Raw genomic sequence first — 24057 nt, forward strand, 5'->3', positions numbered from 1 at the left:
AGACTCCAGTGGGGGAGTAGCGACATTGTTGAGACCCTGCAGTGAAACGAGGAGGCTCAAGGTCGCCCCACGGAAAGCGAAGCCTTTTGCGGAAATCAACAGCGGTGTTTAAGTCAATCTTAAAAATGGGCACTGCAGGAAAAATTTATTTTTCCCCTGCGGTGTCCATGTTTTTTATCATAAACTTCCCTTTTGACGCATAAGTTGAGTTGAAGAATAGTGGCAAAATGCCTACACAACTCATAGACTGTAAAGACTTTGCTAAGGAGGGAAAATCCTTGAAAATCCATATTGTCCAAAAAGGGGATACATTGTGGAAGATTGCCCAGAAATACAATGTGAATTTCGAAGAACTAAAGAAATCGAATTCACAACTAAGCAATCCTGACATGATTATGCCTGGAATGAAAATAAAAAGTGCCGATGGCAGGGGTACCTGTCAAGAAAGAAAGCCAAGTGATGGGTGTGACGAAAGAAGCACCAAAGCAAGTAATGGGAGTACAGGCGCCAAAAGCGCAGCATCCTTATAAGGAGATGCCGAAAAAGCCTGCAGTTAAAGAGCAAACCGGTAAAAGAAGCTCAAAAAAACTCCATACAAACCGAAAATGCCGCAAATTAAAGCCGTATTTTCCTGAAGTGGATGTAAATAATTATTTGACGGTTAATGTTCCTCACAAGCAGCCTAATGAAAAAATGCCGAAGATGCCGAACATTAAAATGCCAAATGCGAAAATGCCTAACATAAAGATGCCAAATGTGAATATGCCGAATCTTGGCATGGCTAATGAAAACATGCCAGTGAACATACCAAAACCAAAAGAGGAAAGTCCTGAAAGTCCGGAACAAGTGATGGGGGTGCAACAACCAGCAATGGAAGAATGCTATCCTGTATCACCTGTAATGCCTGGAAGCGGTTTATGCCCTCCATGTCCTCCTAAACACCATCACCATCATCATGGATGGGGACCAGGCTGGGGTGGACCAGGAATGGGCATGCCAGGGATGATGCCAGGGATGCAAGGAATGGGTATGCCAGGGATGATGCCAGGAATGCAAGGAATGGGCATGCAAGGAATGATGCCAGGGATGCAAGGAATGGGCATGCAAGGAATGATGCCAGGGATGCAAGGAATGGGTATGCCGGGGATGATGCCAGGAATGCAAGGGATGGATGGATCACAAGTAATGGGAGTTCAACAAGGTGAAGAATCTCCTGATGTGGATTACGGTCAAATGCAACAGCAAATGATGCAGCAAATGCAACAAATGCAACAAATGGGGCAAATGCCGAACATGAGCAACGAAGAAATGGAAAGTGCAGTAATGGGTGTTCAAGACCAAATGGCTCAAAATGGAATGCAAGGAATGGGTATGCCACAGATGATGCCAGGGATGCAAGGAATGGGCATGCCACAGATGATGCCAGGAATGCAAGGAATGGGCATGCCACAGATGATGCCAGGAATGCAAGGAATGGGTATGCCACAAATGATGCCACAAGGAATGCCGATGGGAGGCTATCCATGTTATCCGATGGGGCCAGTATCTCCAGGTTCTGGATTCGGACAAATGGATGGTGACCAGCAACAGCAGCAAGTCGCAGGAGCTAGCTCCGGTGGAGATTGTGGCTGTGGAGCACCTCAAGGTTATCGAAATGATATACCTTATGGTTATGCACCTTATGGTTACCCTGTTGCTCCAGGCTATTATAACCCTCAAGGTTATGGGTACGGTGTATCAAATGAAGAACGAAATGAAGGTTCAGATTTTGAAGGTCCGGAAATTGATGATGAAAACTGATCAACTGATCTTTAGAGACGATTTCAATCGAAATCGTCTTTTCTTTCGTCTGTCAGAAGAAACAAAGCTCATCATCCATTCCTACACTAAAATAAAACATAATCTCTATAAAATCCTTACAGAAGAAGGTCTGTATATTTTAAAGGGTTATACGGAACCTGGTAATCTGGACTCCATCATCCGTTTTAGCCAACTTTTACATAAGAGCGGATTTCATACGGGGCTTATGTACGAGAAATTTAAGGACGGTTCATTCCTTCTTAATGAACAAGGGATAGTTTGGGTTCTGTTAAAGTATATTTCCCCTAAGAGAAAGTTCAGTTTTTCAAAGGAAAAGGACCGAGAAGATGGGCTGCTTACTCTGCAAAAATTTCATCACCACAGCAAAACGATCCTACCAAACCTTCCACATGATCTTCCAAAGGAAAATACGGTTGCAAAATGGCAAAATCGGCTTCGGATTTTCGAAAGTCATGGCCCAATATTAACAAAATGGTTTAACCCTCATGTAATTAGTGAAATTGTATACTATAGTCATCTTTCCTTGAACTCGCTTGCGAAAGACTATGTGGAATCAGACGAAGTGGTTCTTCATGGTGATGTGGCAAGTCATAATTTTATTAGAGCTGCAGATAATAAAGTGTATTTAATTGATTATGACCTGCTTTCAGTTGGAAGTGCGGAATGGGATTTTGTTCAATATGCAAGCAGAATTCTACCTTTTATAAAATGGAGTGGTAGCTTGTTTCAGATTCATTCCAAACTAATTGATATGGGAAAAGACCATTCATGGTTCAGAACGGCTCTTTCTTTTCCAATGGACATTTTACGAGAAGGGAATCATTTTTCAAAATCAATCGGCGATGAAAGGATGCCAAACAGCTTTGCCAATCTATCCTACTTCATTTCTACTTGGGAATTGCGCAAACATTTTTTGACGAATTACAACAATCTGATACAATAATCAATATTGCTAAATGGAGGGAAGAATACGTAATGGAAGAAAAAATTGCCAAGTTGGTACAATGGATACAAGAAAAAGTAAAAGATTCTGGACTGAATGGAGCAATTGTTGGAGTAAGTGGAGGAATCGATTCCGCAGTTGTCGCCCATCTAATCAAACGAGCATTCCCTGAAGATTCCCTTGGTGTCATTATGCCTTGTAAAAGTGACCCCAAAGATGAGGAATACGCGCTAGAGGTTATCGAAAGTTGTGGGATTTCCCATACGACTATCGATCTTTCTGAAACACATACTGTGCTTTTCTCAGCAATGGAAAAACAGTTAAAGGAAAAAGGCGAATGGAACGAGGAAACATCCCGACTTGGTGATGCAAATACACGGGCGCGCCTTCGTATGACGACCCTTTATGCAGTGGCCAACAACTATGGTTATTTGGTTGTAGGAACAGATAATGCAGCGGAATGGCATACTGGCTATTTTACCAAATACGGAGACGGCGGAGTAGATCTTGTTCCACTAGTGAATTTCACCAAAGGCGAAGTTCGCGAAATGGCGAAAGTACTTGGAGTACCGGACAGCATCATTAATAAGCCGCCAAGTGCAGGACTTTGGGAAGGCCAAACAGATGAAAACGAAATGGGTACAACTTACAATATGATTGATAGCTATCTGAAGAGTGAGGAAATTCCCGAACAAGATAAGCAAATCATTGATAGAATGCATAAACGTACAGAACATAAACGTCAATTGGCATACGGTCCTCCAAAATTTTAAAAGCTTGGAGAGAACTGACAAAATAAAACATTCCTTAACTTGTCACCCTAATGGAGAGTACATCTATTGTACTCAACTGACTCGTTAGGGGGTTTTTACATTGAGGAAGTCACTATTCACTGTAACCTCTGCGGCACTTTTAGTTGGCGGTCTAGCAGGATGCGGCCAAAAGGAAAGTGCAACAGACAATAGGTATTATGAGGAAACAAGACCTATTGGGTATTATACAAGCGAACACAATCCTTATGTAAACAATGACCGTACACGTCGCGAACCAGAAGAAAGAGGCAATGCACGTCTTCTGGAAGATAATGATGGCCCTTTGAATGAAATCTTGGACCGTTCTGTTGTCTATGACGAAAACAGAGTAAGACGTAACAAAGATAATGGAGTCAGAAATGCAACAAACCGTAATAATGGCGGTATGATGGATATCGGATACGATACTCCACATTACAGCCGTACAGACAAGAATTATCATGGACATCTTAACGGAATCGAGAATGTTGGGAATCCATCCTATTACAACAATTATGATGGAAAACTGGCAGATCGAATCGTAAAACGTGCTTCGAAGGTGGATGGAGTCGATGATGCCCGTGTTTTAATCAATGGGGATGATGTTCTTGTTGCGGTAAATCCCGACAATGGGACAGAGGATGCCCGTCAACTAAAACGTGAGGTGCGCGATGCAGTCAAACCGCTTTTGAAAAATAAAGAGTTGCGCGTTGCAATTGATGCAAGTGTTTACAGTACAGTAAGAAGTGTGGACAATGACCTGCGTAATGGAGAATGGCATTTGCAAGATCTAGATCAAACGATGCGTGGTATTTATCGCACCATGCCAAGATAACTTTTCATGAGCAGCCTCTAATAACTGGGGGCTGTTTTTTCTGTGTTTAAAATTTCCCTTATACTCATGGTTAATATTCCTAAATATGGTCAAACTAAAAAAGATAAGAAGAATTAAATAGTGGAATAGAAATAAAACTAATGAGAATGTGAGGGGGCAATGTAACAATGAAACCCATCATACTTAAAAAGTGGATCCTTCTGGTAGTTGTGTTCGTTGCCGCATCTGGATTGCTTTATACGTTTGCCGCTTATGAAGGAGCAGCAGATGAGAATGAATATGTGGATGAAGAAGTATTGGAGGATGCGTTTGAAGTAAACGGTCCATTAACATTGAAGGTAGTGTTGGAGCGGATTTACTTGGATGGTGAAGTAAGTGAGGAGATTGTGGACCAGACCGTGTGGGCAATGGAGGACTTTTGGGCTCAATACGAAGACTGGCAAGTTATTGACCTGGACGGGGAACAAGTTGTGTTCCAACAATACATCGATGACATATCACCACTATTGAAATCCAATGGATACTTTGGAATTTCAGAAGAGGGGATCCTTACTATCTATGAAGGAAAGCCGACAGAGGCATCTAAGATCATTCAATCTTTTTTCCAGATTGATGTAGGGAAACTCGAAAGCCACCAGCACGAGCAATTAAAGGGTGGAATTAAAGTGGGAACCAAAGATGAATATGTACAGGTACTCGAGACTTTCAAGCCTTATACGACCAAAAAACAATAAACAGGCCGGCGTTCTGCTGGTCTGTTTTTCGCGTTGATTCAAGACAAGGCAAAATACCTTAACAATTGTACTAAAATATGCTATCTTTTTCTTTTGAGCCGATTGTTTCTTCTATTCATGGTAAAATGAAGAGTAGAAGCTGAACGAAAAGGGGAGTATTTTTACGTTGATCGATTTTATTAGAGGTTTTGTCGAATACGTGTCACCGGAATACGTTGTGGTGGAAGTGATGGGAGTGGGCTATCAGGTGAATGCACCAAACCCTTTCATCTATCAAGTGGACCGCGACAAAGAAGTGACCATTTATACATATCAACATGTCAGGGAAGATATTTTGGCACTATATGGTTTCAAAACAAGAGAAGATAAAAATTTGTTTATGAAGCTTTTGAACGTTACAGGCATCGGTCCAAAAGGAGCACTTGCCATTTTAGCATCGGGTCAGCCCGCACAGGTGGTCCATGCGATAGAAAATGAGGATGAAAAATTCCTTGTGAAGTTCCCTGGTGTAGGGAAAAAAACAGCAAGACAGATCATACTAGATTTAAAAGGAAAACTGAACGATCTTGTTCCAAGTGCCTTTCCAGATCTGTTTCAACCTGATGTGGAAGTTAGTGTCCCGGGAGCAAGCAGCTCGGCTTTGGAAGAAGCGTTGGAAGCATTGAAGGTACTAGGATATGGTGAACGGGAAATTAAAAAGATCGTTCCTGCCCTGCAAAAGGAAGACCTATCTACAGACCAATATGTAAAAAGGGCATTGCAACTGCTGTTAAAATAATATGGGACTTGAAACACATTCTTAAGAAAGGGGGAACCACATAATGGACGATCGCATGGTATCGCAGGATGCAACCTTAGAGGAGCATTCTTTAGAATATAGCTTACGGCCTCAAACCCTGCAACAATACATTGGCCAGGATAAAGTGAAGGAAAACCTGGAAGTATTCATCCAAGCGGCAAAAATGCGCCAGGAAACATTGGATCATGTTTTGCTTTACGGCCCTCCAGGACTCGGGAAAACGACGCTTGCCGCCATCATAGCCAATGAGATGGGGGTTCAGCTTCGAACCACAGCAGGACCTGCCATTGAGCGGCCAGGAGATCTTGCAGCCATTTTGTCTGCCTTAGAGCCGGGTGATGTTCTTTTTATCGATGAAATTCACCGTCTTCATCGGTCCATAGAAGAAGTTCTTTATCCTGCTATGGAGGACTACTGTTTAGATATCGTGATAGGAAAAGGACCAACTTCAAAGTCTGTACGTCTGGATCTTCCTCCTTTCACGCTTGTTGGGGCTACCACAAGAGTGGGCTTATTGACGGCACCCTTAAGGGACCGCTTTGGGGTTCTCAGCAGGCTGGAATATTATAACGAAGAGCAATTAACAGAAATCTGTCTGCGCACTGCACAAATCCTGGAGATTGGACTAGAACTAGACGCAGCCACAGAGATAAGCAGAAGAGCAAGGGGAACCCCTCGTATCGCCAATCGACTATTACGCAGGGTGAGGGATTTTGCCCAAGTTTTAGGAAAAGATACGATTAGTGCTTCGCTTGCAAAAGAGGCGTTAGATCGCTTGCAGGTTGATAAACTTGGGTTAGATCATATCGACCATAAACTCTTGATGGGCATCATTGAAAAATTCCGTGGTGGTCCGGTTGGCGTGGATACGATTGCAGCAACCATCGGGGAAGAATCTCATACCATTGAAGATGTGTATGAACCATACCTTCTTCAGATTGGATTTTTGCAACGGACTCCACGAGGTCGGGTAGTGACAGACTTGGTGTACCGCCATTTCAATATGGAGGTGCCAAACAATAATGGAACTGCCTAAAATGCTGATGGTAGTTGGAGCAGTACTTTTAATCGTAGGATTCCTCTGGCAGGTAGTCGGAAAAATCCCAGGAGACATCGTCGTCAAAAAAGGGAACGTAACATTCTTCTTCCCAATCGTAACCTCCATCATCATCAGCATCGTACTTAGTCTAATATTTTATTTCATCGGCCGATTTAGATAAAATAGATTCCACCTGTAGACTGGAGTGCAAGGTGTGAGACTCCAGCGGGGGAGTAACAGTTGGTTGAGAGCACACAACAAAGGAAGCCACTGAGAAACTGAAATATCATGTGCCTGTAATCTCTAGCTGTTGATTGGAGCAAAAGGCGAAGACTCCTGAGGGAGATAGCGCTAGGTGGAGACCCCGCAGGTTTGCCGAGGAGGCTCCAGCAGTGCCCCTAGGAAAGCGAAGCCCTTTGCGGGAATCAACAGCGGTGTCATAACAATATATTAAATTAGTGATATTTTCAGTGGCTTACAACGAAGTGAGGAGGCGCGAGCCCCGTCCTCTGGATAAGCGAACACCTGGAACGCAAGGATACAGGAGTCAACCAGACTCTAAGAAAGCAAACAAGAAAAGGTGACACTATGAAGATAGATTTATTTGATTTCCACTTACCAGAAGAACTAATCGCACAAACACCACTAGAACAACGAGAAGCATCACGCCTAATGGTACTAAACAAAAAAACAGGCAACCTAACACACGAACCTACTTTCCGTTCCATACTCGACTACGTAAAAGAAGGCGATTGCCTCGTTTTGAACGATACAAGAGTATTGCCAGCCAGACTCTTTGGTGTCAAAAGTGAAACAGGAGCAAAAATTGAAGTACTATTACTGAAACAATTGGAAGGCGATACATGGGAAACGCTCATCAAGCCTGCCAAACGTGTTAAAGAAGGCACGGTGGTCTCTTTTGGTGATGGCCGTTTAACTGCCATTTGCACCGGCGAAAGCGAGCATGGCGGCAGAAAACTTGATTTCCGCTATGAAGGCATTTTTTATGAAGTGTTAGATAGTTTGGGAGAAATGCCACTTCCTCCATATATAAAAGAACAACTAGAAGACCGCGACCGCTATCAAACCGTCTTTGCAAGAGAAACTGGTTCTGCTGCGGCTCCGACTGCCGGTCTCCATTTTACAGAAGAACTGCTTGACGCACTGAAGGATAAAGGCGTACATACTGCTTTCATTACCCTTCATGTTGGACTTGGAACATTCCGCCCTGTGAGCGTGGATTCCGTGGAAGAACACGATATGCATGCAGAGTTTTACCAGATGTCAGAAGGCACGGCAAGACTTTTAAATGAAGTTCGCAGCAATGGCGGAAGAATCATCACAGTCGGCACCACTTCCACACGAACACTAGAGACGATTGCACGAGATCATGGTGAGTTTAAAGAGGCGAGCGGTTGGACAAACATATTCATATACCCAGGTTACAACTTTTCGGCCATTGACGGCATGATTACAAACTTCCACCTGCCAAAATCAACCCTAATCATGCTTGTCAGCGCACTTGCCGGCCGCGAAAACGTCATGCACGCCTACGAAGAAGCCGTCAAAGAACGCTACCGCTTCTTCAGCTTCGGCGACGCCATGCTGATTTTATAAAAATGAAAAAGACTGTTTCTTTGTAATAAAGGCCCCCTGTAGATTGAAGTGCAGGGTGTGAGACTCCTCGAAAATGCTAACAGCTTTTCTTCGTCTGGGGAAGGAAAGGGCAGGAAATAACCCGAACTGAAAGAAGCCACTGAAAAACTGAAATATTTTGTACAGAGTGATTTCTAGCTGTGGATTGGAGAAAAAGGCGGAGACTCCTGAGGGAGATAGCGCTAGGTGGAGACCCCGCAGGCTTGCCGAGGAGGCTCCAGCAGCGCCCTTAGGAAAGCGAAGCCATTTGCGGAAATCCACAGCAGTGTCTAAACAACGGCATAATTCACATACTTTCTCAGTGGCATCCAACGAAGTGAGGAGGCTTCCGGACCGCCCGCGGAAAGCGAACACCCGGATCGTAAATCTACAGGAGTAAGCCAAATCAATGAAATGCTTTATAGAAATCCTAAGGAGAATACAATGACAGCAATCAGATACGAACTAATCAAAACATGTAAACAAACAGGCGCACGCCTTGGAATCGTCCACACACCACACGGAAGCTTTGAAACACCAGTATTCATGCCTGTAGGTACACTTGCCACAGTAAAAACAATGTCACCAGAAGACGTCAAAGCAATGGGAGCAGGAATCATCCTGAGCAACACCTACCACCTATGGCTGCGTCCAGGAAACGAAATCGTCAAAGAAGCAGGCGGGCTCCACAAATTCATGAACTGGGATCGCGCCATTCTTACCGACTCAGGCGGATTCCAAGTATTCAGTCTCAGCGACCTTCGTAAAATAGAAGAAGAAGGAGTACACTTCCGCAACCATATGAACGGAGACAAGCTTTTCCTTTCACCTGAAAAAGCGATGCACATCCAAAATGACCTTGGCTCTGACATCATGATGGCATTTGACGAGTGTCCGCCGTATCCAGCAACACATGAATATATGAAAAAATCAGTGGAACGTACGTCACGCTGGGCTGAACGTTGCTTAGAAGCACATCAACGTCCACAAGACCAAGGCCTGTTCGGTATCGTTCAAGGTGGGGAATATGAGGACCTTCGTAAGTTAAGTGCACAAGACCTAGTATCTATGGACTTCCCTGGATATGCAGTTGGGGGCTTATCTGTAGGAGAGCCTAAAGATGTCATGAACCGCACGCTTGAATTCACGACGCCTTGGTTACCTACAGACAAACCGCGTTACCTGATGGGTGTTGGATCTCCTGATTCCCTAATTGATGGAGCGATTCGCGGGATAGATATGTTTGACTGCGTATTGCCGACTAGAATTGCCCGAAATGGGACATTAATGACAAGTGAAGGGCGATTGGTTGTCAAAAATGCGAAGTTTGCACGTGACTTTGGACCGCTTGATCCAGAGTGCGACTGCTATACTTGCACAAATTATTCCAGAGCTTACATCCGTCACCTAATCAAATGTGACGAAACTTTGGGAATTAGGCTAACAACTTACCATAACCTTTATTTTCTGGTAAAATTAATGGAGGATGTCAGACAAGCGATCCGCGAAGATCGTCTGGGGGACTTCAAAGAAGAGTTTTTTGAGAAATATGGATTCAATAAACCGAATGCAAAGAACTTCTAAAATCTCTTCCCATACATGACTGATGAGAAAGGAGGCGTTACAACATGGAAGGAATGGCTGGTGCTATTTTACCTTTAGTATTAATGTTTGCTATTTTCTACTTCTTGTTAATTCGCCCACAACAAAAGCGTCAAAAGCAAGTTCGTGAAATGCAGACTAGCCTGCAAAAAGGGGACAAAGTTGTTACAATCGGTGGATTACACGGTATCGTGGATGCATTGGATGAGGACAAAATTGTCATCAAAGCAGGTGACGGATCTCGTCTTACATACGACCGTCAAGCGGTTAGAGATGTAGTTCAAGACTAATGAATAAAGAGCATGTTCCCTTATGGGTTCATGCTCTTTTTTATTAGGCTTTTGAAGTATAACCCCCGCTAACATTCACTCCAATTATCCCCCCAAGAGCGGCAATTCCGATAAATCCAAGGTGGAACAACATTTGCTGCATGTTGAACAAGGCGTCATTTCCTAAATACTGAAAAAGAAAAATGACCAATGTGTAGGCGCCGCCTGTTGCTCCGCCAAGCAGCCACCCTTTTTCTTTTCCACGCCCACCAGAAATAAACCCACCGATAAACAACGTAATAAATGATAATGTCACAATAATCCATGCCACACTAGTTTCTTGAAGAGAAGTGAACCTTAAAAGCAAGGAAAATATAAAGCTGATGACAATTGCCAACATAAAAACGGTAATCAAGCCATACATGATAGCTAAACCAAGTCGTTTTGATTCCATAGGTACTTTTCCCCTTTCTTAGTACATGCTAAGTAATACAAGCATATTCACAAGAAAGACATAATAGAATATAAATATTTTTTGGGAGAAAGCTAAAGATATTATTGTCTTTTTTGGAAGAGGTGGGTGTGATGGAGGAATACGTGTTGATTATCGCCAGAACGATTTTTCTATATTTCCTTATTCTTTTCATCTTCCGTGTGATGGGAAAAAGAGAAATAGGGGAATTGAGTGTCTTGGACTTGGTCGTCTTTATCATGATTGCCGAAATGGCTGTCATGGCCATCGAAAATCCGAAAGACCCACTGATTCATTCGCTGCTTCCCATGTTTTTGTTAATGGGGATTCAAATAATGCTTGCCTTTGTATCACTAAAAAGCCAACGTTTCAGAGATCTGATTGATGGAAAACCTAGTGTGATCATAAATAATGGGAAAATAGATGAAGAGGCAATGAAAAAACAACGATATAACTTTGATGACCTACTTGTCCAGCTAAGGGAAAAGAACGTGAAGAATGTAGCTGATGTAGAATTTGCCATTCTTGAACCTTCAGGAAAACTATCGGTATTTGAGAAAAAGAAGGAAGAGGGGACTCCTGCGGATGAAGAGGATTCCATGAACCTTCCGCTTGTGATGGACGGAGTCATTCAAGAAGATCATTTAAAACGAATCGGTAAAACCAACCTTTGGCTTAGGCAACAACTAAGATTACTCGGTTACAAGGATATCCAAAAGATTTCCTATTGCAGCTATGATAATGGAGTGTTTTTTATCGATTTAATGGATGAATAAAGGAAGGGGGTGTCTGAAATTGAGAGTTCCAGACACCCCAAACGGTAAACCCCACTACCTCGCCAGCCACTTTTTCAAGAAAGGCAGCCTTGCAAGTTCTTCTCTTTTTACTAATCCAAAGACTAATAATAGAACGAGATACAGAAGGCATGTCAAAATGATCATTAATCCGCTACGTTGCCCAACCCCAAGACCCAGCAGGAAATGGTCGACCATCCACATTCCTGCTATGACACAAATCCCCATGGTAATGAAACTTTTTACATAATCACGGATATACAGCGAGTAGTTTAGGGCTTTCATGATGGTTGCCATATGCAACAAGGTAACAAGCATCATTCCAATCACAATTCCAAGTGCCGCTCCCATAATCCCAAAAGCAGGCTTACTCGCCAAAACAAAGATCACAGCTGTTTTCACTGCGGCACCAATGAAGCTATTAATCATAGCTGCTTTTGCTAGGTCTAATGCCTGCAAAGTGGCCTGCAGTGGTCCCTGGAAATAATAGAACAAAAAGAATGGGGCCATGACTTTTATATAGATGGCCGCTTTGCTGCTACCATACATTAATAACATGATAGGCTCCGCATATACGAAAAGAAGTACCACTGCCAGTCCGCCTGTGACAAAGGAAAGCCTTAAAGCTTGTTGAAGGCGATGTTCAATAAGAATGCTGTTTTTTTTCGCAGCTGCTTCACTTATGGCAGGAACGAGGGCAGTGGATAAGGAATAAGTAATAAAGGACGGCAACATCATCAATGGAAGTGCAAACCCTACTAGCTCTCCATACTGCTTGGTGGCCATTGCAGTTGCCACACCGGCAATAGCTAAGCTTTGGGCAACGACGATAGGTTCGAAAAACCAAGCAACTGAACCAATCATCCGGCTTCCCGTAGTTGGAAGGGCGATCCGCATCAAATCACGGAATGTCTCTTTTCCTTCGCCAACATAGTTAAAGAACTTTCGACGCAAACGGAAAGATTTTTTATTTTTAAAAACAAAGAGCATGTAAAGCAAGGACATCAGTTCTCCAACAACTGCGGAAAGCATGGCGCCTGCTGCTGCATATTCGATTCCGTATGGGAGCAATGCTTTTGTACAAGCGGCAACTAAGGAAATCCTGACCACCTGTTCAATGACCTGTGAAATGGCGGATGGTTTCATATTCTGCCTTCCTTGGAAATAGCCGCGTAGGACAGAAGAGATGGCGATAATCGGAACGACAGGTGCAATAGCCATCAATGGGTAATAGGTTCTTGGATCTGTAAATAGATTATTGGATAAGTAAGGAGCGAGGAGAATCATGGCGGGAGTGAAGATAATGCTTAGTGCTCCAGTCGTGGCAAGGGATACGACCAAAATCTTTTTGATCTTCCTATGATTCCCTTGGGCTTCCGCCTCTGCTACCAATTTGGAAATGGCAACAGGCAAACCTAGTTGGGTAATGGTTATCGTCAGTACAAGTGTAGGAACGGCCATCATGTAAAGTCCCACGCCTTCTTCCCCGATAAACCTGGCTACCACTATCCGGTTGACAAACCCTAACACCCTTGTGATCAAACCGGCAATAATTAAAATTAAGGTCCCTCTTAAAAATGTTTGCTTTGTCATGCCATTCCCTGCCTTCTCAATTACTGACTTATCATATACAATTATCTATATGCAAAAGAGTGGGCCAAGCATGACAAGTATTATCAAGGTGCTAGGAAAGGAAAGAAGGTTATTAGAAATAAGCATTATAATGAGAGAGTGAATTGAATGGGGGTTCAATCAACAATGAAAAAAGAAACCAATGAACATGCTTATGACCTTTTCCGGTACGACCTGGGTCCAATTTTGCAGAGCAAGCTGGAGGAATTTCAGCTTTTCGGCTATGACACCGTATCTGAGGATGAATTGTGGGAGTGCTTGACTAAAAAGAAATGGAAGCGCCCCGAAACCAAAAGACTGTTTGAACTGGTCAATGATGTGTATAGCTTATCGATCACCGACTATATGAGTTACGTCACCATCGAAGCGTATAAAGCACCAAACTATTTCACGTCACAAAAAGATTAAATTTTCAGCAAAAATTGACAGGCATTAATGGATGAATCATAATGGTACATGATGGCATTGCAACGGCTTTAATTAACTATTTTACATAATTTTACGTGAAGCATGTAAGAAGCCAAGTGTCCATAAAACGGAAGACATTTCATCGATTGTAAGTGCAGAAGGAGGATTTTTCACGAATGGTCAAAAGAGGACGGATAGTAGCATTCTTTTTACTTCTTATTCTAATTGGAAGCACAATTGGAGTGTTTACGAATCCAATTACAAAAGATATTAAACTTGGTCTTGATCTTCAAGGGGGCTTTGAGGTCCTCTATGAAGTAAAACCTATCAATGAAAATAGTGAAGTGGATCGTGATTTGCTTGTTAGTACGGTCAGTGCTCTAAATAAGCGTGTCAACGTTTTAGGTGTTAGTGAACCGAACATCCAAATCGAGGGCGATGATCGTATTCGTGTCCAGCTTGCCGGAGTGGAAGACCAGTCCAAGGCAAGGGAACTTCTATCCACAGAAGCAAAATTATCCTTCCGTGATGTGGATGACAAGTTACTAATGGATGGTTCAGCCCTAGCAGAAGGGGGAGCAAGTCAGTCCTTTGACCAAAACAACGCTCCAAGTGTGGCTCTGACGCTTCGTTCTGCTTCTGAATTTGCCGATATTACCCGTCAGGTCCGCGATATGGGTGTTGGGCGCAACCTGATGGTTATTTGGTTGGATTTTGAAGAAGGTGTGGATTCTTATGAAGCCGAAGCTGGAAAAGAGGATCCTAAATATCTTTCCGCAGCCCAGGTAACACAGGTATTAAATGAAACAAACGTGCAGATTACAGGGAACTTTTCCATTGAATCTGCTAAAGAGCTTGCCGAGCTATTGAAAGCAGGGTCCTTACCTGTTGAATTGGAAGAAATCTATTCCACGTCTGTAGGTGCAAAATTCGGAGAAACTGCACTCCAGAAAACGGTTCTTGCAGGAATTATCGGAATTAGTGCTATCTTGATTTTTATGCTTGTATACTACCGTTTGCCAGGCCTTGTGGCGGTTATCACATTAAGTACGTATATTTTCTTGATTCTACTAGTGTTTGAATTGATGAATGGGGTACTTACGTTGCCTGGTATTGCCGCGTTGATACTTGGTGTAGGTATGGCAGTTGACGCCAATATTATTACCTATGAACGTATTAAAGAAGAACTAAAACTTGGCAGATCTGCCATGTCCGCTTTCCGTGCAGGAAGCAGAAACTCGTTTTCAACCATTTTGGATGCCAACTTGACAACGCTCCTTGCAGCAGGTGTTATGTTCGTTTATGGAACAAGCTCTGTTAAAGGATTTGCGACGATGTTGATTGTGAGTATCCTATTGAGCTTCATTACCGCTGTTTTTGGTTCAAGACTATTGCTCGGCCTGTGGGTGAACAGCAGATTTATGAATAATAAACCACATCTATTCGGTGTGAAAAAAGAAGATATCCTTGATATCAATATGACGGATGAAAATACGGAACCACCTAACCGATTTGACAATTGGGATTTCATGAAGCATCGTAAAAAGTTCTTCATGCTTTCAGGTGCTTTGATAGTTGTCGGGATTATAGTGCTTGCTGTCTTCCGCTTGAACCTTGGAATTGATTTTGCTAGTGGAACAAGGGTAGAGATATTAAGTGAGACAAGCCTGACAGCTGAGGAAATTACAGAAGAACTGGCTTCCATTGGTTTAGAACCAAAAGATGTGGTTCTTGCAGGAAATGATAATGAAATTGCCGTTGCAAGATATGTGGATGATTTTTCACAAACAGAGATAGCGGAAGTTAAAGAGTATGTGCAAAATAAATACGGCTCTGAACCAAGTGTTAGCACGGTTTCTCCAACTGTTGGTCAAGAACTTGCAAGGAATGCTTTCTTTGCCATTCTGATAGCTGCTGTCGGAATCATTATCTATGTAACTATCCGATTTGAATGGATGTTTGCACTTGCTGCCATCGTGGCATTGTTCCATGACGCTTTCTTTATTGTTGCGTTCTTCAGTTTAACAAGGCTGGAAGTGGATATCACCTTCATTGCAGCCCTGTTGACCATTGTGGGTTACTCGATCAATGATACAATAGTTACGTTTGACCGAATCCGTGAGAATCTGAAAAAGAAAAAGCGGGTTAAAACATATGAAGACCTTGAAGAAATCGTAAATAAAAGCTTGCAGCAAACTTTTGTCAGATCCCTTAATACGGTTGGAACGGTAGTCATTGCAGTCCTTGCTTTGCTTATTTTCGGCAGTGAATCGATTACCAACTTCTCCATCGCGTTATTGGTAGGGTTGATTGTCGGTACGTATTCTTCTTTATTCATTGCAGCACAGCTATGGATGAAATGGAAATACAAACAAATTAGTAGACCTAAAAAAGCTTCTGTAGAAGATCCGGAGCCAGAAGTATAAGGAGATTTGTCACAGCGTAAGATACATGCGCTGTGACATTTTTATTTCTATGTTTTTTAGAAGGATTTGCCTTATTTCGGGTACAATAGAAAGTAGAGAATGCAAAGGGGTGTCGTAATGGAACATAATGAGCGATTTAAGAAGGCCGAATTTGCAGCATTGGTCGGGGTGGTCGGTAACATTGTGTTGGCCGGATTAAAAGCTTGGGCTGGAGTAGTTGCCAACAGTCGGGCACTTGTTGCGGACGCGGTTCACTCTGCATCTGATGTTGCAGGATCTTTGGCAGTATACATAGGTTTAAGAGCAGCTAAGCAACCACCTGATGAAGATCATCCATATGGACACGGCAAGGCGGAGAATATTGCTGCCATTATTGTCGCAGTTCTTTTATTAATTGTCGGGTTTGAAATTGGTAAATCGTCTTTTCAGGCTTTCTTTGAACCAATCCAGGCACCAAAAGCTTTAGCCATTTATGTAGTTGTCTTTTCCATCATCGTTAAAGAAATAATGTTTCGATATAAGTATAATTTGGGAAAAAGAATAAAGAGTGACGCCATCATCGTCAATGCATATGAACATAGATCAGATGTCTTCTCCTCCATCGCAGCTCTAATAGGTATTGCCGGTGCTGTCTTGGGAGGGTATATCGGTGTTGACTGGCTCGTATATCTTGATCCTGTTGCTGGAATTGTCGTAGCTCTTATGATTATAAGGATATCTTGGCAGCTTGGTTCGGAATCCATTCACAATACGATGGACCATGTCATGCACGAGGAAGACACAGAAGAATTTCGTGAGGTTGTTTTAACTGTGCCAGGTGTCATGAAAATTGACAGTCTGCATGCAAGGGAACATGGCCACTATGTCATCATTGATTTAAAAATTTCCGTTGATCCATACATTACGGTGGAAGATGGTCATAAAATAGGTAAAAACGTAAAGGCGAAACTCGTTGAAAATAGAGAAGTTCAGGATGTGTTTGTGCATATCAATCCATACTCTGAATAATTTCAGAAGGGGGAGTTAAAATTGAAAACACAATGGTATCTTTTAGCAGGTGTTCTTTTCACAATCGTAGTCGCTATTTTTGCGGTATTGAATGTAGCGCCGGTTGAGGTGAACTATTTATTTGGTACAGCGGAATGGCCGTTGGTGTTAGTCATTTTATTTTCGACTTTGATGGGTATTGTGATTGCCGGGTCTATCGGGATTTACCAGGTGATCAAAGTTAAACGGCAGATGCAGCAGAAGCATGCTGGTGTTTCTGGGGAAACAGCTGCAGGGGACCCGGTGGTTAAGGATAAGGAAAATACGTTAGGTTCAGTTGGGGAGAGACGCAGGTCGCGGTAGTGGGCCTGTGTTTTTTTGTTGAGTGTGGTAGAAGAGCTTAAGTGCGGTACCAGACCCCAGCAGTGTGTGTGGTAAGTTACATAGTGTGTTTGTTTTTGGGGTCAGGTACCTGGGGGTTTGCAAAAAAGGTGTGTTTTTCTTAAAAAACACGCCTTTTTTTGTTGTGGAAATTTGGTTCGGACATTTATATTGTTGGTTCGGTCAATTTTTGTTGAAATTTTTGAGGGTTCGGACATTTTGAGGCGAGGTTCGGTCAAGAATGGTAGGGGGTTCGGCCAATTGAAATTTTGGTTCGGTCAACTTTTCAAAAACTATGGTCAATTAAGCGGAATCTTCGGTCAACTTTCGAAAAACTTCGGTCAATTTTGGAAAATCTTTGGACATTTGCAAAAATATACACGGACAGACGGTGATGAGAGACTAAGAGCTTAAGGGCGGTACCAGACCCCATCAATGTGTGTGGTAAGTACTTAGGTTGTTGGTTTTTGGGGTCAGGTACCCTTTGTACCCTTTTTTACACCCATTGAAGCAACAACGACTCTCTTGTATAATTAGATAGGCTAAGGGAGGAATTTGTGTGTTAGCTTCTAAATCGAGATGGAATGTAAGTGAATCGAATAAAGAGCTGGTTGATCAACTAGCAGAATCTTTGGATATTGCCCCTCTTATTGCTTCCCTTTTGGTAAACAGAGGGTTTGACACGATAGATGCAGCAAAAGAATTTTTATATACAAATGATCAAGAGTTTCATGATCCTTTTTTAATGGAAGATATGGACAAGCTTGTAGAAAGAGTAAATCAAGCGATTGCAAAGGAAGAGAAGATCCTTGTGTTTGGCGACTATGACGCAGATGGAGTCAGCTCTACCACCGTCATGGTGACTGCGTTACAAGAAGTTGGCGCACTTGTCGATTTTTATATCCCAAACCGCTTTACAGAAGGATACGGACCAAATGAAAATGCCTTCAAACAAGCAAAAGAAAACGGATATTCTGTCATTATCACAGTCGACACTGGAATCTCCGCCCTCTATGAGGCTAAAGTGGCGAAAGAACTAGGTTTAGATCTTATCATCACCGATCATCATGAGCCAGGCCCCGAATTGCCTGATGCTTATGCAATCATCCACCCTAAAAAAGAAACATGCTCCTATCCATTTGATGATCTGGCTGGTGTTGGGGTTGCCTACAAGGTAGCGCATGCACTTCTAGGGAAAAATCCGGAGCACCTTCTAGATGTGGCGGCCATCGGTACCATTGCTGATTTAGTCCCGTTAGTCGGCGAGAATAGATTACTAGCGTCTAAAGGTATCAAAAAGATGCAACAGACCACACGGGTCGGACTGAAGGCGCTACTTCAAAAATGCGGAGTGGAATTGCATACGGTAACAGAAGAAACTGTAGGGTTTTCGATCGGACCGAGAATCAATGCGGTAGGACGACTGGATAATGCAGACCCGGCGGTTCATCTTCTTATGACAAATGATCAGGAAGAAGCCAAAATGCTTGCGGAGGAAATGGAAAGTTACAACAAAGAGAGACAGCAAATTGTGACCCAAATTACCGAAGAAGCCATTCAACAGGTGGAAGAGAAATACCCGCCGGAAGATAATGGTTTCATTATTGTGGAGGGCAACAATTGGAATGCAGGAGTGATTGGGATTGTCGCATCACGCCTTGTGGACCGCTTTTACAGACCGACTATCGTACTAAGCCTTGATGAAGATAAAGGGTTGGCAAAAGGGTCTGCCCGTTCCATCGTCGGCTTTGATCTCTTTGAAAACCTTTCGGAATGCCGGGATATTTTGCCTCATTTTGGAGGACATCCAATGGCAGCCGGAATGACATTGAAAATAGAAGATGTAAATGAGCTCAGACAAAGAATGAATCAAAAGGCGTTAGAAATTCTGACAAAAGAGGATTTTACTCCCATAACGGAAGTGGATATCGAATGCACGGTGGGAGAAGTAACACTTGCTACCATAGAGCAGTTGGAAATGCTTGCCCCATTCGGTGTGGCCAATCCGAAACCGAAAGTGCTGGTCAAAGATGTATTGCCGCAGCAAATTCGCCAGATCGGAAACAAAAGCAACCATCTGAAACTAGTTATTGAACAAGAAGGCAGTTCACTAGATTGTGTAGGCTTTGGCTTTGGAGAAACGTATCATCACGTCTCCCCAGGGGCTTCTCTTGATGTGTTGGGGGAACTCTCTATCAATGAATGGAACAATTTCCGCAAGCCTCAACTTTTTCTGAAAGATATCAGAGTGACAGATTGGCAGCTTTTTGATATCCGTTCGATTAAACAACTGAATCAGACATTAAATGGAATAGATAAGGCAAAACTCGACATCCTATATTTTAATGAAAATACTTTGGAAGAAATAAATCTCCATGATGAGTTACGACCATATGCAAGTATGTTTACAGAGAATGCTGATATGGATTTGACAGGGAAGTATGTTGTAATCCTTGATATTCCATCTGAGGAAGAGCACCTGTCCACTTTATTACAAACCAGTACACCTGAGCGAATCTATGCGTCCTTTTATCAAAAGGAGAATCATTTCTTTTCTACCATTCCGACAAGAGAACACTTCAAATGGTTTTACGCATTACTTGCTAAAAAGGGTTCCTTTGACCTTAAGAAACATGCAGAAGATATTGCCAAACACCGCGGCTGGTCAAAAGAAACAGTGGATTTCATATCACAGGTGTTTTTTGACTTAGAATTTGTTACAATAGACAAGGGTTTTATCGCATTAAACCATGCAGCGAAAAAAAGGGACTTTGAAGAGTCTCCAACTTATCGTAAAAAGCAACAGCAAGTGATGCTTGAAAACTTGTTTTTATATTCTTCATATAAACAATTAAAAGTGTGGTTTGATCAGCATCTAACCAAGCAATGCACTGTTCATTCATAGGAGGAAAATAGAAGATGGATTTAAAGAAATTCGTAACAATCGTTCCTGATTGGCCAAAACCTGGTATACAGTTCAAGGATATTACAACGTTAATGGACAATGGTGATGCATACCGTTATGCAACAGACCAAATCGTTGAATATGCTCGAGATAAAGAAGTAGATCTAATTGTTGGACCGGAAGCACGTGGATTTATCATCGGTTGTCCGGTAGCGTATTCTTTAGGAGTTGGCTTTGCGCCGGTTCGTAAAGAAGGAAAGCTTCCACGTGAAGTAGCTCGTGTGGAATACGGTTTGGAGTACGGTAAAGATGTACTGACTATCCATAGAGATGCAATCAAGCCTGGTCAACGCGTGTTGATTACAGATGATCTACTTGCTACAGGTGGTACAATCGAAGCAACAATCAAGCTTGTTGAAGAGCTGGGCGGAGTAGTTGCAGGTATTGCATTCCTTATCGAGCTATCCTACTTGGATGGACGCAGCAAACTAGACGGATTCGATATTCTTACATTAATGAAATACTAATATTTAAAAAAGAACTAGGGCAAACGGATTGCTCTAGTTTTTTTCATATATAATGATAAGGGCCTAGTACTATTTCCTGTTAACATAAATAAAATGAAATGATAGGTAAAAAGACTGCTTTTATTAGAAAAGTATATTTTTTACACCAATTCCTGAAAAATCTGTCGACAAATCTTTATTTTTCTCTCATAATCTCTTTACATCTACATAAAATTTCACGATAATAAAAACAATATACTTTTTTGTTCTATTCAAGTAAAGAACGAAAGATTTCTGTCCATAATGATAAGATAATTGAAATGACTACAATTGACGCTTGAGCGTATTTAATAGAATTGTTTTAGAAAATAAAAAAGAAAGTCAAAAAGGTGAGTAGAAATATGGCAAATGAGCAAGTATTAACTGCAGACCAGGTGATAGATAATGCGAGGCGCTATCTAAAAGGTGAGGACATTGCCTTTTTGGAAAGAGCGTATGAGTTTGCGAAAAACGCTCATGCAGAACAGTATCGAAAATCCGGTGAGCCTTATATCATACATCCAATACAGGTCGCAGGAATCCTTGTGGACCTTGATCTAGATCCATCCACCATTGCGGCTGGGTTTCTTCATGATGTAGTGGAAGATACGTCCGTTACCTTGGAGGAGATCAAGGAAGCCTTTAATGCCGAAGTGGCGATGCTTGTGGACGGTGTGACGAAACTCGGTAAAATTAAGTACAAGTCCCAAGAAGAGCAACAAGCGGAAAACCATCGAAAAATGTTTGTGGCGATGGCTCAGGATATCCGCGTCATTTTAATTAAGCTTGCAGACCGACTTCATAATATGAGGACATTGAAGCATCTTCCTCAAGAAAAACAACGCCGGATTTCAAACGAAACCCTTGAAATTTTTGCGCCACTTGCCCATCGATTGGGAATCAGTAAAATTAAGTGGGAGCTTGAAGATACAGCATTACGTTATTTGAATCCACAACAATACTACCGAATCGTTAACCTGATGAAACGAAAACGAGCAGAGCGTGAAGAGTATATTTCTGAAGTGATGAATGAGGTAAACGACCGTCTTGAAGAAGTAGAAATCACTGCTGAGCTTTCTGGTCGTCCAAAGCATATTTATAGCATCTATCGTAAAATGGCTAAACAGAACAAGCAGTTTAGTGAGATTTATGATTTATTAGCTGTCCGCATCATCGTGAACAGCATTAAGGACTGTTATGCCGTTCTTGGAATCATTCACACATGCTGGAAACCGATGCCTGGGCGCTTTAAAGATTATATTGCCATGCCAAAACCTAATATGTACCAGTCCCTGCATACAACTGTGATCGGACCAAAGGGAGATCCTTTGGAAGTGCAAATCCGTACAAGCGACATGCATCAGATAGCAGAGTACGGAATTGCTGCACACTGGGCGTATAAAGAGGACAAAGAAGCCGATGATCGTGCATCTTTTGAAGAAAAATTAACATGGTTCCGCGAAATACTCGAGTGGCAAAATGATGCCACAAATGCTGAAGAATTCATGGAGTCTTTAAAAATTGACCTGTTCTCTGATATGGTGTTCGTTTTTACACCTAAAGGCGATGTTATTGAACTTCCTAGCGGTTCTGTGCCGATTGATTTCTCTTATCGTATTCACTCTGAGATCGGAAATAAAACGATCGGTGCCAAAGTGAACGGCAAGATGGTTACATTGGATTATAAATTGAAAACTGGTGATATCATTGAGATTCTGACTTCCAAGCATTCCTACGGACCAAGTCAGGATTGGTTGAAACTTGCTCAAACTTCCCAGGCGAAGAATAGAATCCGTCAGTTTTTCAAGAAACAACGCCGTGAGGAAAATGTGGAAAAAGGCCGTGACCTTGTTGAAAAAGAGATTAAGGGAATGGACTTTGACCTGAAGGAAATCTTGAATTCGGAAAACATTAACCGTGTTTCGGAAAAGTTCAACTTTATGACAGCAGATGATATGTTTGCCGCAGTCGGCTATAACGGAATCACTGCGCTTCAAGTGGCAAACCGTTTGACTGAAAGGCAGCGTCGTCAGCGTGATAAAGAACAACAAATCACAGATATCACGGAAAATGCCGAGAAAAAGAAAACAGCACCAGTCAAAAAACGTAAAGACGCAGGTGTGGTCGTGCAAGGAATAGACAGCTTGCTTGTTCGCCTTTCTAAGTGTTGTAATCCTGTTCCTGGGGATGAGATTGTAGGTTTCATCACAAGAGGACGTGGTGTGTCCGTTCACCGTGCAGACTGTGCCAACGTTGAAGCGGAAGGCACGAACGACCGTCTTATTGATGTGGACTGGGAAAGCGATGTGAAAGACAACCGCGAGTACAATGTGGAAATAGAAATAACAGGCTACGACCGCAGAGGCCTGTTGAATGAAGTGTTGCAGGCGGTTAACGAGACGAAGACTGATATTACAGCAGTTTCCGGCCGTTCTGATCGAAATAAAATGGCAACGATCCATATGGCTATTGCGATTCATAATATCAACCATTTGCATAAAGTTGTTGAGCGTATCAAACAGATTTCCGATATTTATGCTGTACGTAGAATAATGCAGTAAGAGAGGTTCTTTTGACATGAGAGTTGTATTACAGAGAGCGAAGAGAGCGGAAGTGCGTGTGGCTGGTGATGTAGTGGGGAAAATCGATCGTGGATTAATGCTGCTCGTTGGTGTTACACATGAAGATACTGCGGAAGATGCCGCTTATGTTGCTGAAAAAGTGGCCAACCTCCGTATTTTTGAAGACGAAGAGGATAAAATGAACCTTTCCTTGCTTGATGTGAAGGGTCAGATTCTGTCTGTCTCTCAATTCACCTTATATGGCGATTGCCGCAAGGGCCGCCGTCCTAATTTCATGAGCGCGGCAAGGCCTGACCACGCAGAAACTATCTATGAAGCGTTTAACGAAGAGTTGCGCGGAAAAGGTATAACGGTTGAGACTGGTCGATTCGGTGCCATGATGGACGTGGATTTCGTCAATGACGGACCGGTTACATTAATTGTGGAAAGTAAATGATTTTTTGAGCGGGTTGCATAC

Annotated in this window: 24 protein-coding genes; 22 read left to right on the forward strand and 2 right to left on the reverse strand. The window is 42.4% G+C overall.

Going from position 1 to position 24057, the window contains the following annotated elements; all coding sequences use genetic code 11:
* Positions 1 to 278 precede the first annotated feature (278 nt).
* The 12 genes from safA (at position 279) to yajC (ending at position 10489) form a co-directional block, all read left to right on the forward strand.
* On the forward strand, positions 279 to 530 hold the full coding sequence (gene safA / locus M313_RS25870) for a SafA/ExsA family spore coat assembly protein (RefSeq protein ID WP_029326492.1): 252 nt from the start codon (positions 279 to 281) through the stop codon (positions 528 to 530).
* Complete coding sequence (locus M313_RS25875) at positions 460 to 1800, forward strand: hypothetical protein (protein WP_157182467.1); 1341 nt, start codon at positions 460 to 462, stop codon at positions 1798 to 1800. The genes safA and M313_RS25875 overlap by 71 nt, the downstream gene beginning before the upstream one ends.
* A complete protein-coding gene (locus tag M313_RS0112965; protein ID WP_442778100.1) occupies positions 1784 to 2764 on the forward strand; it encodes a phosphotransferase in 981 nt (326 codons plus the stop codon). Before M313_RS25875 ends, M313_RS0112965 begins: the two co-directional genes overlap by 17 nt.
* Before the next feature lie 32 nt (positions 2765 to 2796).
* Complete coding sequence (nadE, locus tag M313_RS0112970; protein WP_010195958.1) at positions 2797 to 3537, forward strand: NAD(+) synthase; 741 nt, start codon at positions 2797 to 2799, stop codon at positions 3535 to 3537.
* A gap of 100 nt (positions 3538 to 3637) precedes the next feature.
* The gene (locus M313_RS24630; protein WP_010195959.1) at positions 3638 to 4390 is read left to right on the forward strand and encodes a YhcN/YlaJ family sporulation lipoprotein; all 753 of its coding nucleotides are present in this window, start codon (positions 3638 to 3640) and stop codon (positions 4388 to 4390) included.
* Positions 4391 to 4557: 167 nt separating this feature from the next.
* Positions 4558 to 5124 (forward strand): intercompartmental signaling factor BofC, encoded by a 567-nt coding sequence (locus M313_RS0112980; protein WP_010195962.1) that lies wholly within the window; start codon positions 4558 to 4560, stop codon positions 5122 to 5124.
* Positions 5125 to 5290: 166 nt separating this feature from the next.
* On the forward strand, positions 5291 to 5902 hold the full coding sequence (ruvA, locus tag M313_RS0112985) for a Holliday junction branch migration protein RuvA (RefSeq protein ID WP_010195964.1): 612 nt from the start codon (positions 5291 to 5293) through the stop codon (positions 5900 to 5902).
* A gap of 43 nt (positions 5903 to 5945) precedes the next feature.
* The gene (ruvB, locus tag M313_RS0112990; protein WP_010195966.1) at positions 5946 to 6959 is read left to right on the forward strand and encodes a Holliday junction branch migration DNA helicase RuvB; all 1014 of its coding nucleotides are present in this window, start codon (positions 5946 to 5948) and stop codon (positions 6957 to 6959) included.
* Positions 6943 to 7143, forward strand: a complete 201-nt coding sequence (locus M313_RS0112995; protein WP_034774776.1) for a DUF2905 domain-containing protein — start codon at positions 6943 to 6945, stop codon at positions 7141 to 7143. The genes ruvB and M313_RS0112995 overlap by 17 nt, the downstream gene beginning before the upstream one ends.
* Positions 7144 to 7550: 407 nt before the next feature.
* Positions 7551 to 8579 (forward strand): tRNA preQ1(34) S-adenosylmethionine ribosyltransferase-isomerase QueA, encoded by a 1029-nt coding sequence (gene queA, locus M313_RS0113000; protein ID WP_010195971.1) that lies wholly within the window; start codon positions 7551 to 7553, stop codon positions 8577 to 8579.
* A 462-nt stretch (positions 8580 to 9041) separates the two neighbouring features.
* Complete coding sequence (gene tgt, locus M313_RS0113005) at positions 9042 to 10181, forward strand: tRNA guanosine(34) transglycosylase Tgt (protein WP_010195974.1); 1140 nt, start codon at positions 9042 to 9044, stop codon at positions 10179 to 10181.
* Between the two features lie 44 nt (positions 10182 to 10225).
* A complete protein-coding gene (gene yajC, locus M313_RS0113010; protein WP_010195975.1) occupies positions 10226 to 10489 on the forward strand; it encodes a preprotein translocase subunit YajC in 264 nt (87 codons plus the stop codon).
* 43 nt (positions 10490 to 10532) lie between these two features.
* On the opposite strand, the gene M313_RS0113015 is transcribed toward yajC, so the two are convergent.
* Positions 10533 to 10922, reverse strand: coding sequence for a TIGR04086 family membrane protein (locus tag M313_RS0113015; RefSeq protein ID WP_010195976.1), 390 nt, complete (start codon positions 10920 to 10922; stop codon positions 10533 to 10535).
* A 131-nt stretch (positions 10923 to 11053) separates the two neighbouring features.
* Here M313_RS0113015 and M313_RS0113020 point away from each other — a divergent pair, with 131 nt between their 5' ends.
* Entirely contained in the window at positions 11054 to 11716 is a 663-nt protein-coding gene (locus M313_RS0113020; RefSeq protein ID WP_010195979.1) for a DUF421 domain-containing protein, read from the forward strand.
* Between the two features lie 54 nt (positions 11717 to 11770).
* Here the strand turns inward: M313_RS0113020 and spoVB are convergent, their stop codons facing one another.
* On the reverse strand, positions 11771 to 13327 hold the full coding sequence (spoVB, locus tag M313_RS0113025; protein WP_010195980.1) for a stage V sporulation protein B: 1557 nt from the start codon (positions 13325 to 13327) through the stop codon (positions 11771 to 11773).
* A gap of 165 nt (positions 13328 to 13492) precedes the next feature.
* Here spoVB and M313_RS0113030 point away from each other — a divergent pair, with 165 nt between their 5' ends.
* The 9 genes from M313_RS0113030 to dtd all read left to right on the forward strand — a co-directional run bounded on the left by M313_RS0113030 (position 13493) and on the right by dtd (position 24036).
* Positions 13493 to 13774, forward strand: coding sequence for a post-transcriptional regulator (locus M313_RS0113030; RefSeq protein ID WP_010195981.1), 282 nt, complete (start codon positions 13493 to 13495; stop codon positions 13772 to 13774).
* Positions 13775 to 13950: 176 nt separating this feature from the next.
* Positions 13951 to 16200 carry a protein translocase subunit SecDF gene (secDF, locus tag M313_RS0113035; RefSeq protein ID WP_010195982.1) on the forward strand — a complete coding sequence of 750 codons (2250 nt, stop codon included), beginning with the start codon at positions 13951 to 13953 and terminating at the stop codon, positions 16198 to 16200.
* 117 nt (positions 16201 to 16317) lie between these two features.
* Positions 16318 to 17208, forward strand: a complete 891-nt coding sequence (locus M313_RS0113040; RefSeq protein WP_010195985.1) for a cation diffusion facilitator family transporter — start codon at positions 16318 to 16320, stop codon at positions 17206 to 17208.
* Positions 17209 to 17229: 21 nt separating this feature from the next.
* A complete protein-coding gene (locus tag M313_RS23570; protein ID WP_010195987.1) occupies positions 17230 to 17550 on the forward strand; it encodes a LapA family protein in 321 nt (106 codons plus the stop codon).
* Between the two features lie 279 nt (positions 17551 to 17829).
* Positions 17830 to 17982, forward strand: a complete 153-nt coding sequence (locus M313_RS26165; RefSeq protein ID WP_010195989.1) for a hypothetical protein — start codon at positions 17830 to 17832, stop codon at positions 17980 to 17982.
* A gap of 145 nt (positions 17983 to 18127) precedes the next feature.
* Positions 18128 to 20473, forward strand: coding sequence for a single-stranded-DNA-specific exonuclease RecJ (gene recJ, locus M313_RS0113055; RefSeq protein ID WP_010195991.1), 2346 nt, complete (start codon positions 18128 to 18130; stop codon positions 20471 to 20473).
* A gap of 14 nt (positions 20474 to 20487) precedes the next feature.
* Positions 20488 to 21000 (forward strand): adenine phosphoribosyltransferase, encoded by a 513-nt coding sequence (locus tag M313_RS0113060; protein ID WP_010195994.1) that lies wholly within the window; start codon positions 20488 to 20490, stop codon positions 20998 to 21000.
* Between the two features lie 380 nt (positions 21001 to 21380).
* Positions 21381 to 23579 carry a RelA/SpoT family protein gene (locus M313_RS0113065; protein ID WP_010195996.1) on the forward strand — a complete coding sequence of 733 codons (2199 nt, stop codon included), beginning with the start codon at positions 21381 to 21383 and terminating at the stop codon, positions 23577 to 23579.
* Positions 23580 to 23595: 16 nt separating this feature from the next.
* The gene (dtd, locus tag M313_RS0113070; RefSeq protein ID WP_010195998.1) at positions 23596 to 24036 is read left to right on the forward strand and encodes a D-aminoacyl-tRNA deacylase; all 441 of its coding nucleotides are present in this window, start codon (positions 23596 to 23598) and stop codon (positions 24034 to 24036) included.
* The last annotated feature ends 21 nt before the right edge of the window (positions 24037 to 24057 follow it).

Origin of the sequence: Bacillus sp. m3-13, assembly GCF_000175075.1 — a bacterium.
GTDB lineage: Bacteria > Bacillota > Bacilli > Bacillales > Bacillaceae_I > Sutcliffiella_A > Sutcliffiella_A horikoshii_C.

Excerpts from the sequence above, each read along its gene's own strand:
- tgt (WP_010195974.1), top strand. The coding sequence starts at position 9,042 with ATGACAGCAATCAGATACGAACTAATCAAAACATGTAAACAAACAGGC.
- dtd (WP_010195998.1), top strand. The coding sequence starts at position 23,596 with ATGAGAGTTGTATTACAGAGAGCGAAGAGAGCGGAAGTGCGTGTGGCT.
- M313_RS0113030 (WP_010195981.1), top strand. The coding sequence starts at position 13,493 with ATGAAAAAAGAAACCAATGAACATGCTTATGACCTTTTCCGGTACGAC.
- M313_RS0113040 (WP_010195985.1), top strand. The coding sequence starts at position 16,318 with ATGGAACATAATGAGCGATTTAAGAAGGCCGAATTTGCAGCATTGGTC.
- M313_RS0113015 (WP_010195976.1), bottom strand. The coding sequence starts at position 10,922 with ATGGAATCAAAACGACTTGGTTTAGCTATCATGTATGGCTTGATTACC.
- secDF (WP_010195982.1), top strand. The coding sequence starts at position 13,951 with ATGGTCAAAAGAGGACGGATAGTAGCATTCTTTTTACTTCTTATTCTA.
- spoVB (WP_010195980.1), bottom strand. The coding sequence starts at position 13,327 with ATGACAAAGCAAACATTTTTAAGAGGGACCTTAATTTTAATTATTGCC.
- M313_RS0112980 (WP_010195962.1), top strand. The coding sequence starts at position 4,558 with ATGAAACCCATCATACTTAAAAAGTGGATCCTTCTGGTAGTTGTGTTC.
- nadE (WP_010195958.1), top strand. The coding sequence starts at position 2,797 with ATGGAAGAAAAAATTGCCAAGTTGGTACAATGGATACAAGAAAAAGTA.
- queA (WP_010195971.1), top strand. The coding sequence starts at position 7,551 with ATGAAGATAGATTTATTTGATTTCCACTTACCAGAAGAACTAATCGCA.
- M313_RS0113020 (WP_010195979.1), top strand. The coding sequence starts at position 11,054 with ATGGAGGAATACGTGTTGATTATCGCCAGAACGATTTTTCTATATTTC.
- M313_RS25875 (WP_157182467.1), top strand. The coding sequence starts at position 460 with ATGGGTGTGACGAAAGAAGCACCAAAGCAAGTAATGGGAGTACAGGCG.
- M313_RS0113065 (WP_010195996.1), top strand. The coding sequence starts at position 21,381 with ATGGCAAATGAGCAAGTATTAACTGCAGACCAGGTGATAGATAATGCG.
- yajC (WP_010195975.1), top strand. The coding sequence starts at position 10,226 with ATGGAAGGAATGGCTGGTGCTATTTTACCTTTAGTATTAATGTTTGCT.
- ruvB (WP_010195966.1), top strand. The coding sequence starts at position 5,946 with ATGGACGATCGCATGGTATCGCAGGATGCAACCTTAGAGGAGCATTCT.
- M313_RS0113060 (WP_010195994.1), top strand. The coding sequence starts at position 20,488 with ATGGATTTAAAGAAATTCGTAACAATCGTTCCTGATTGGCCAAAACCT.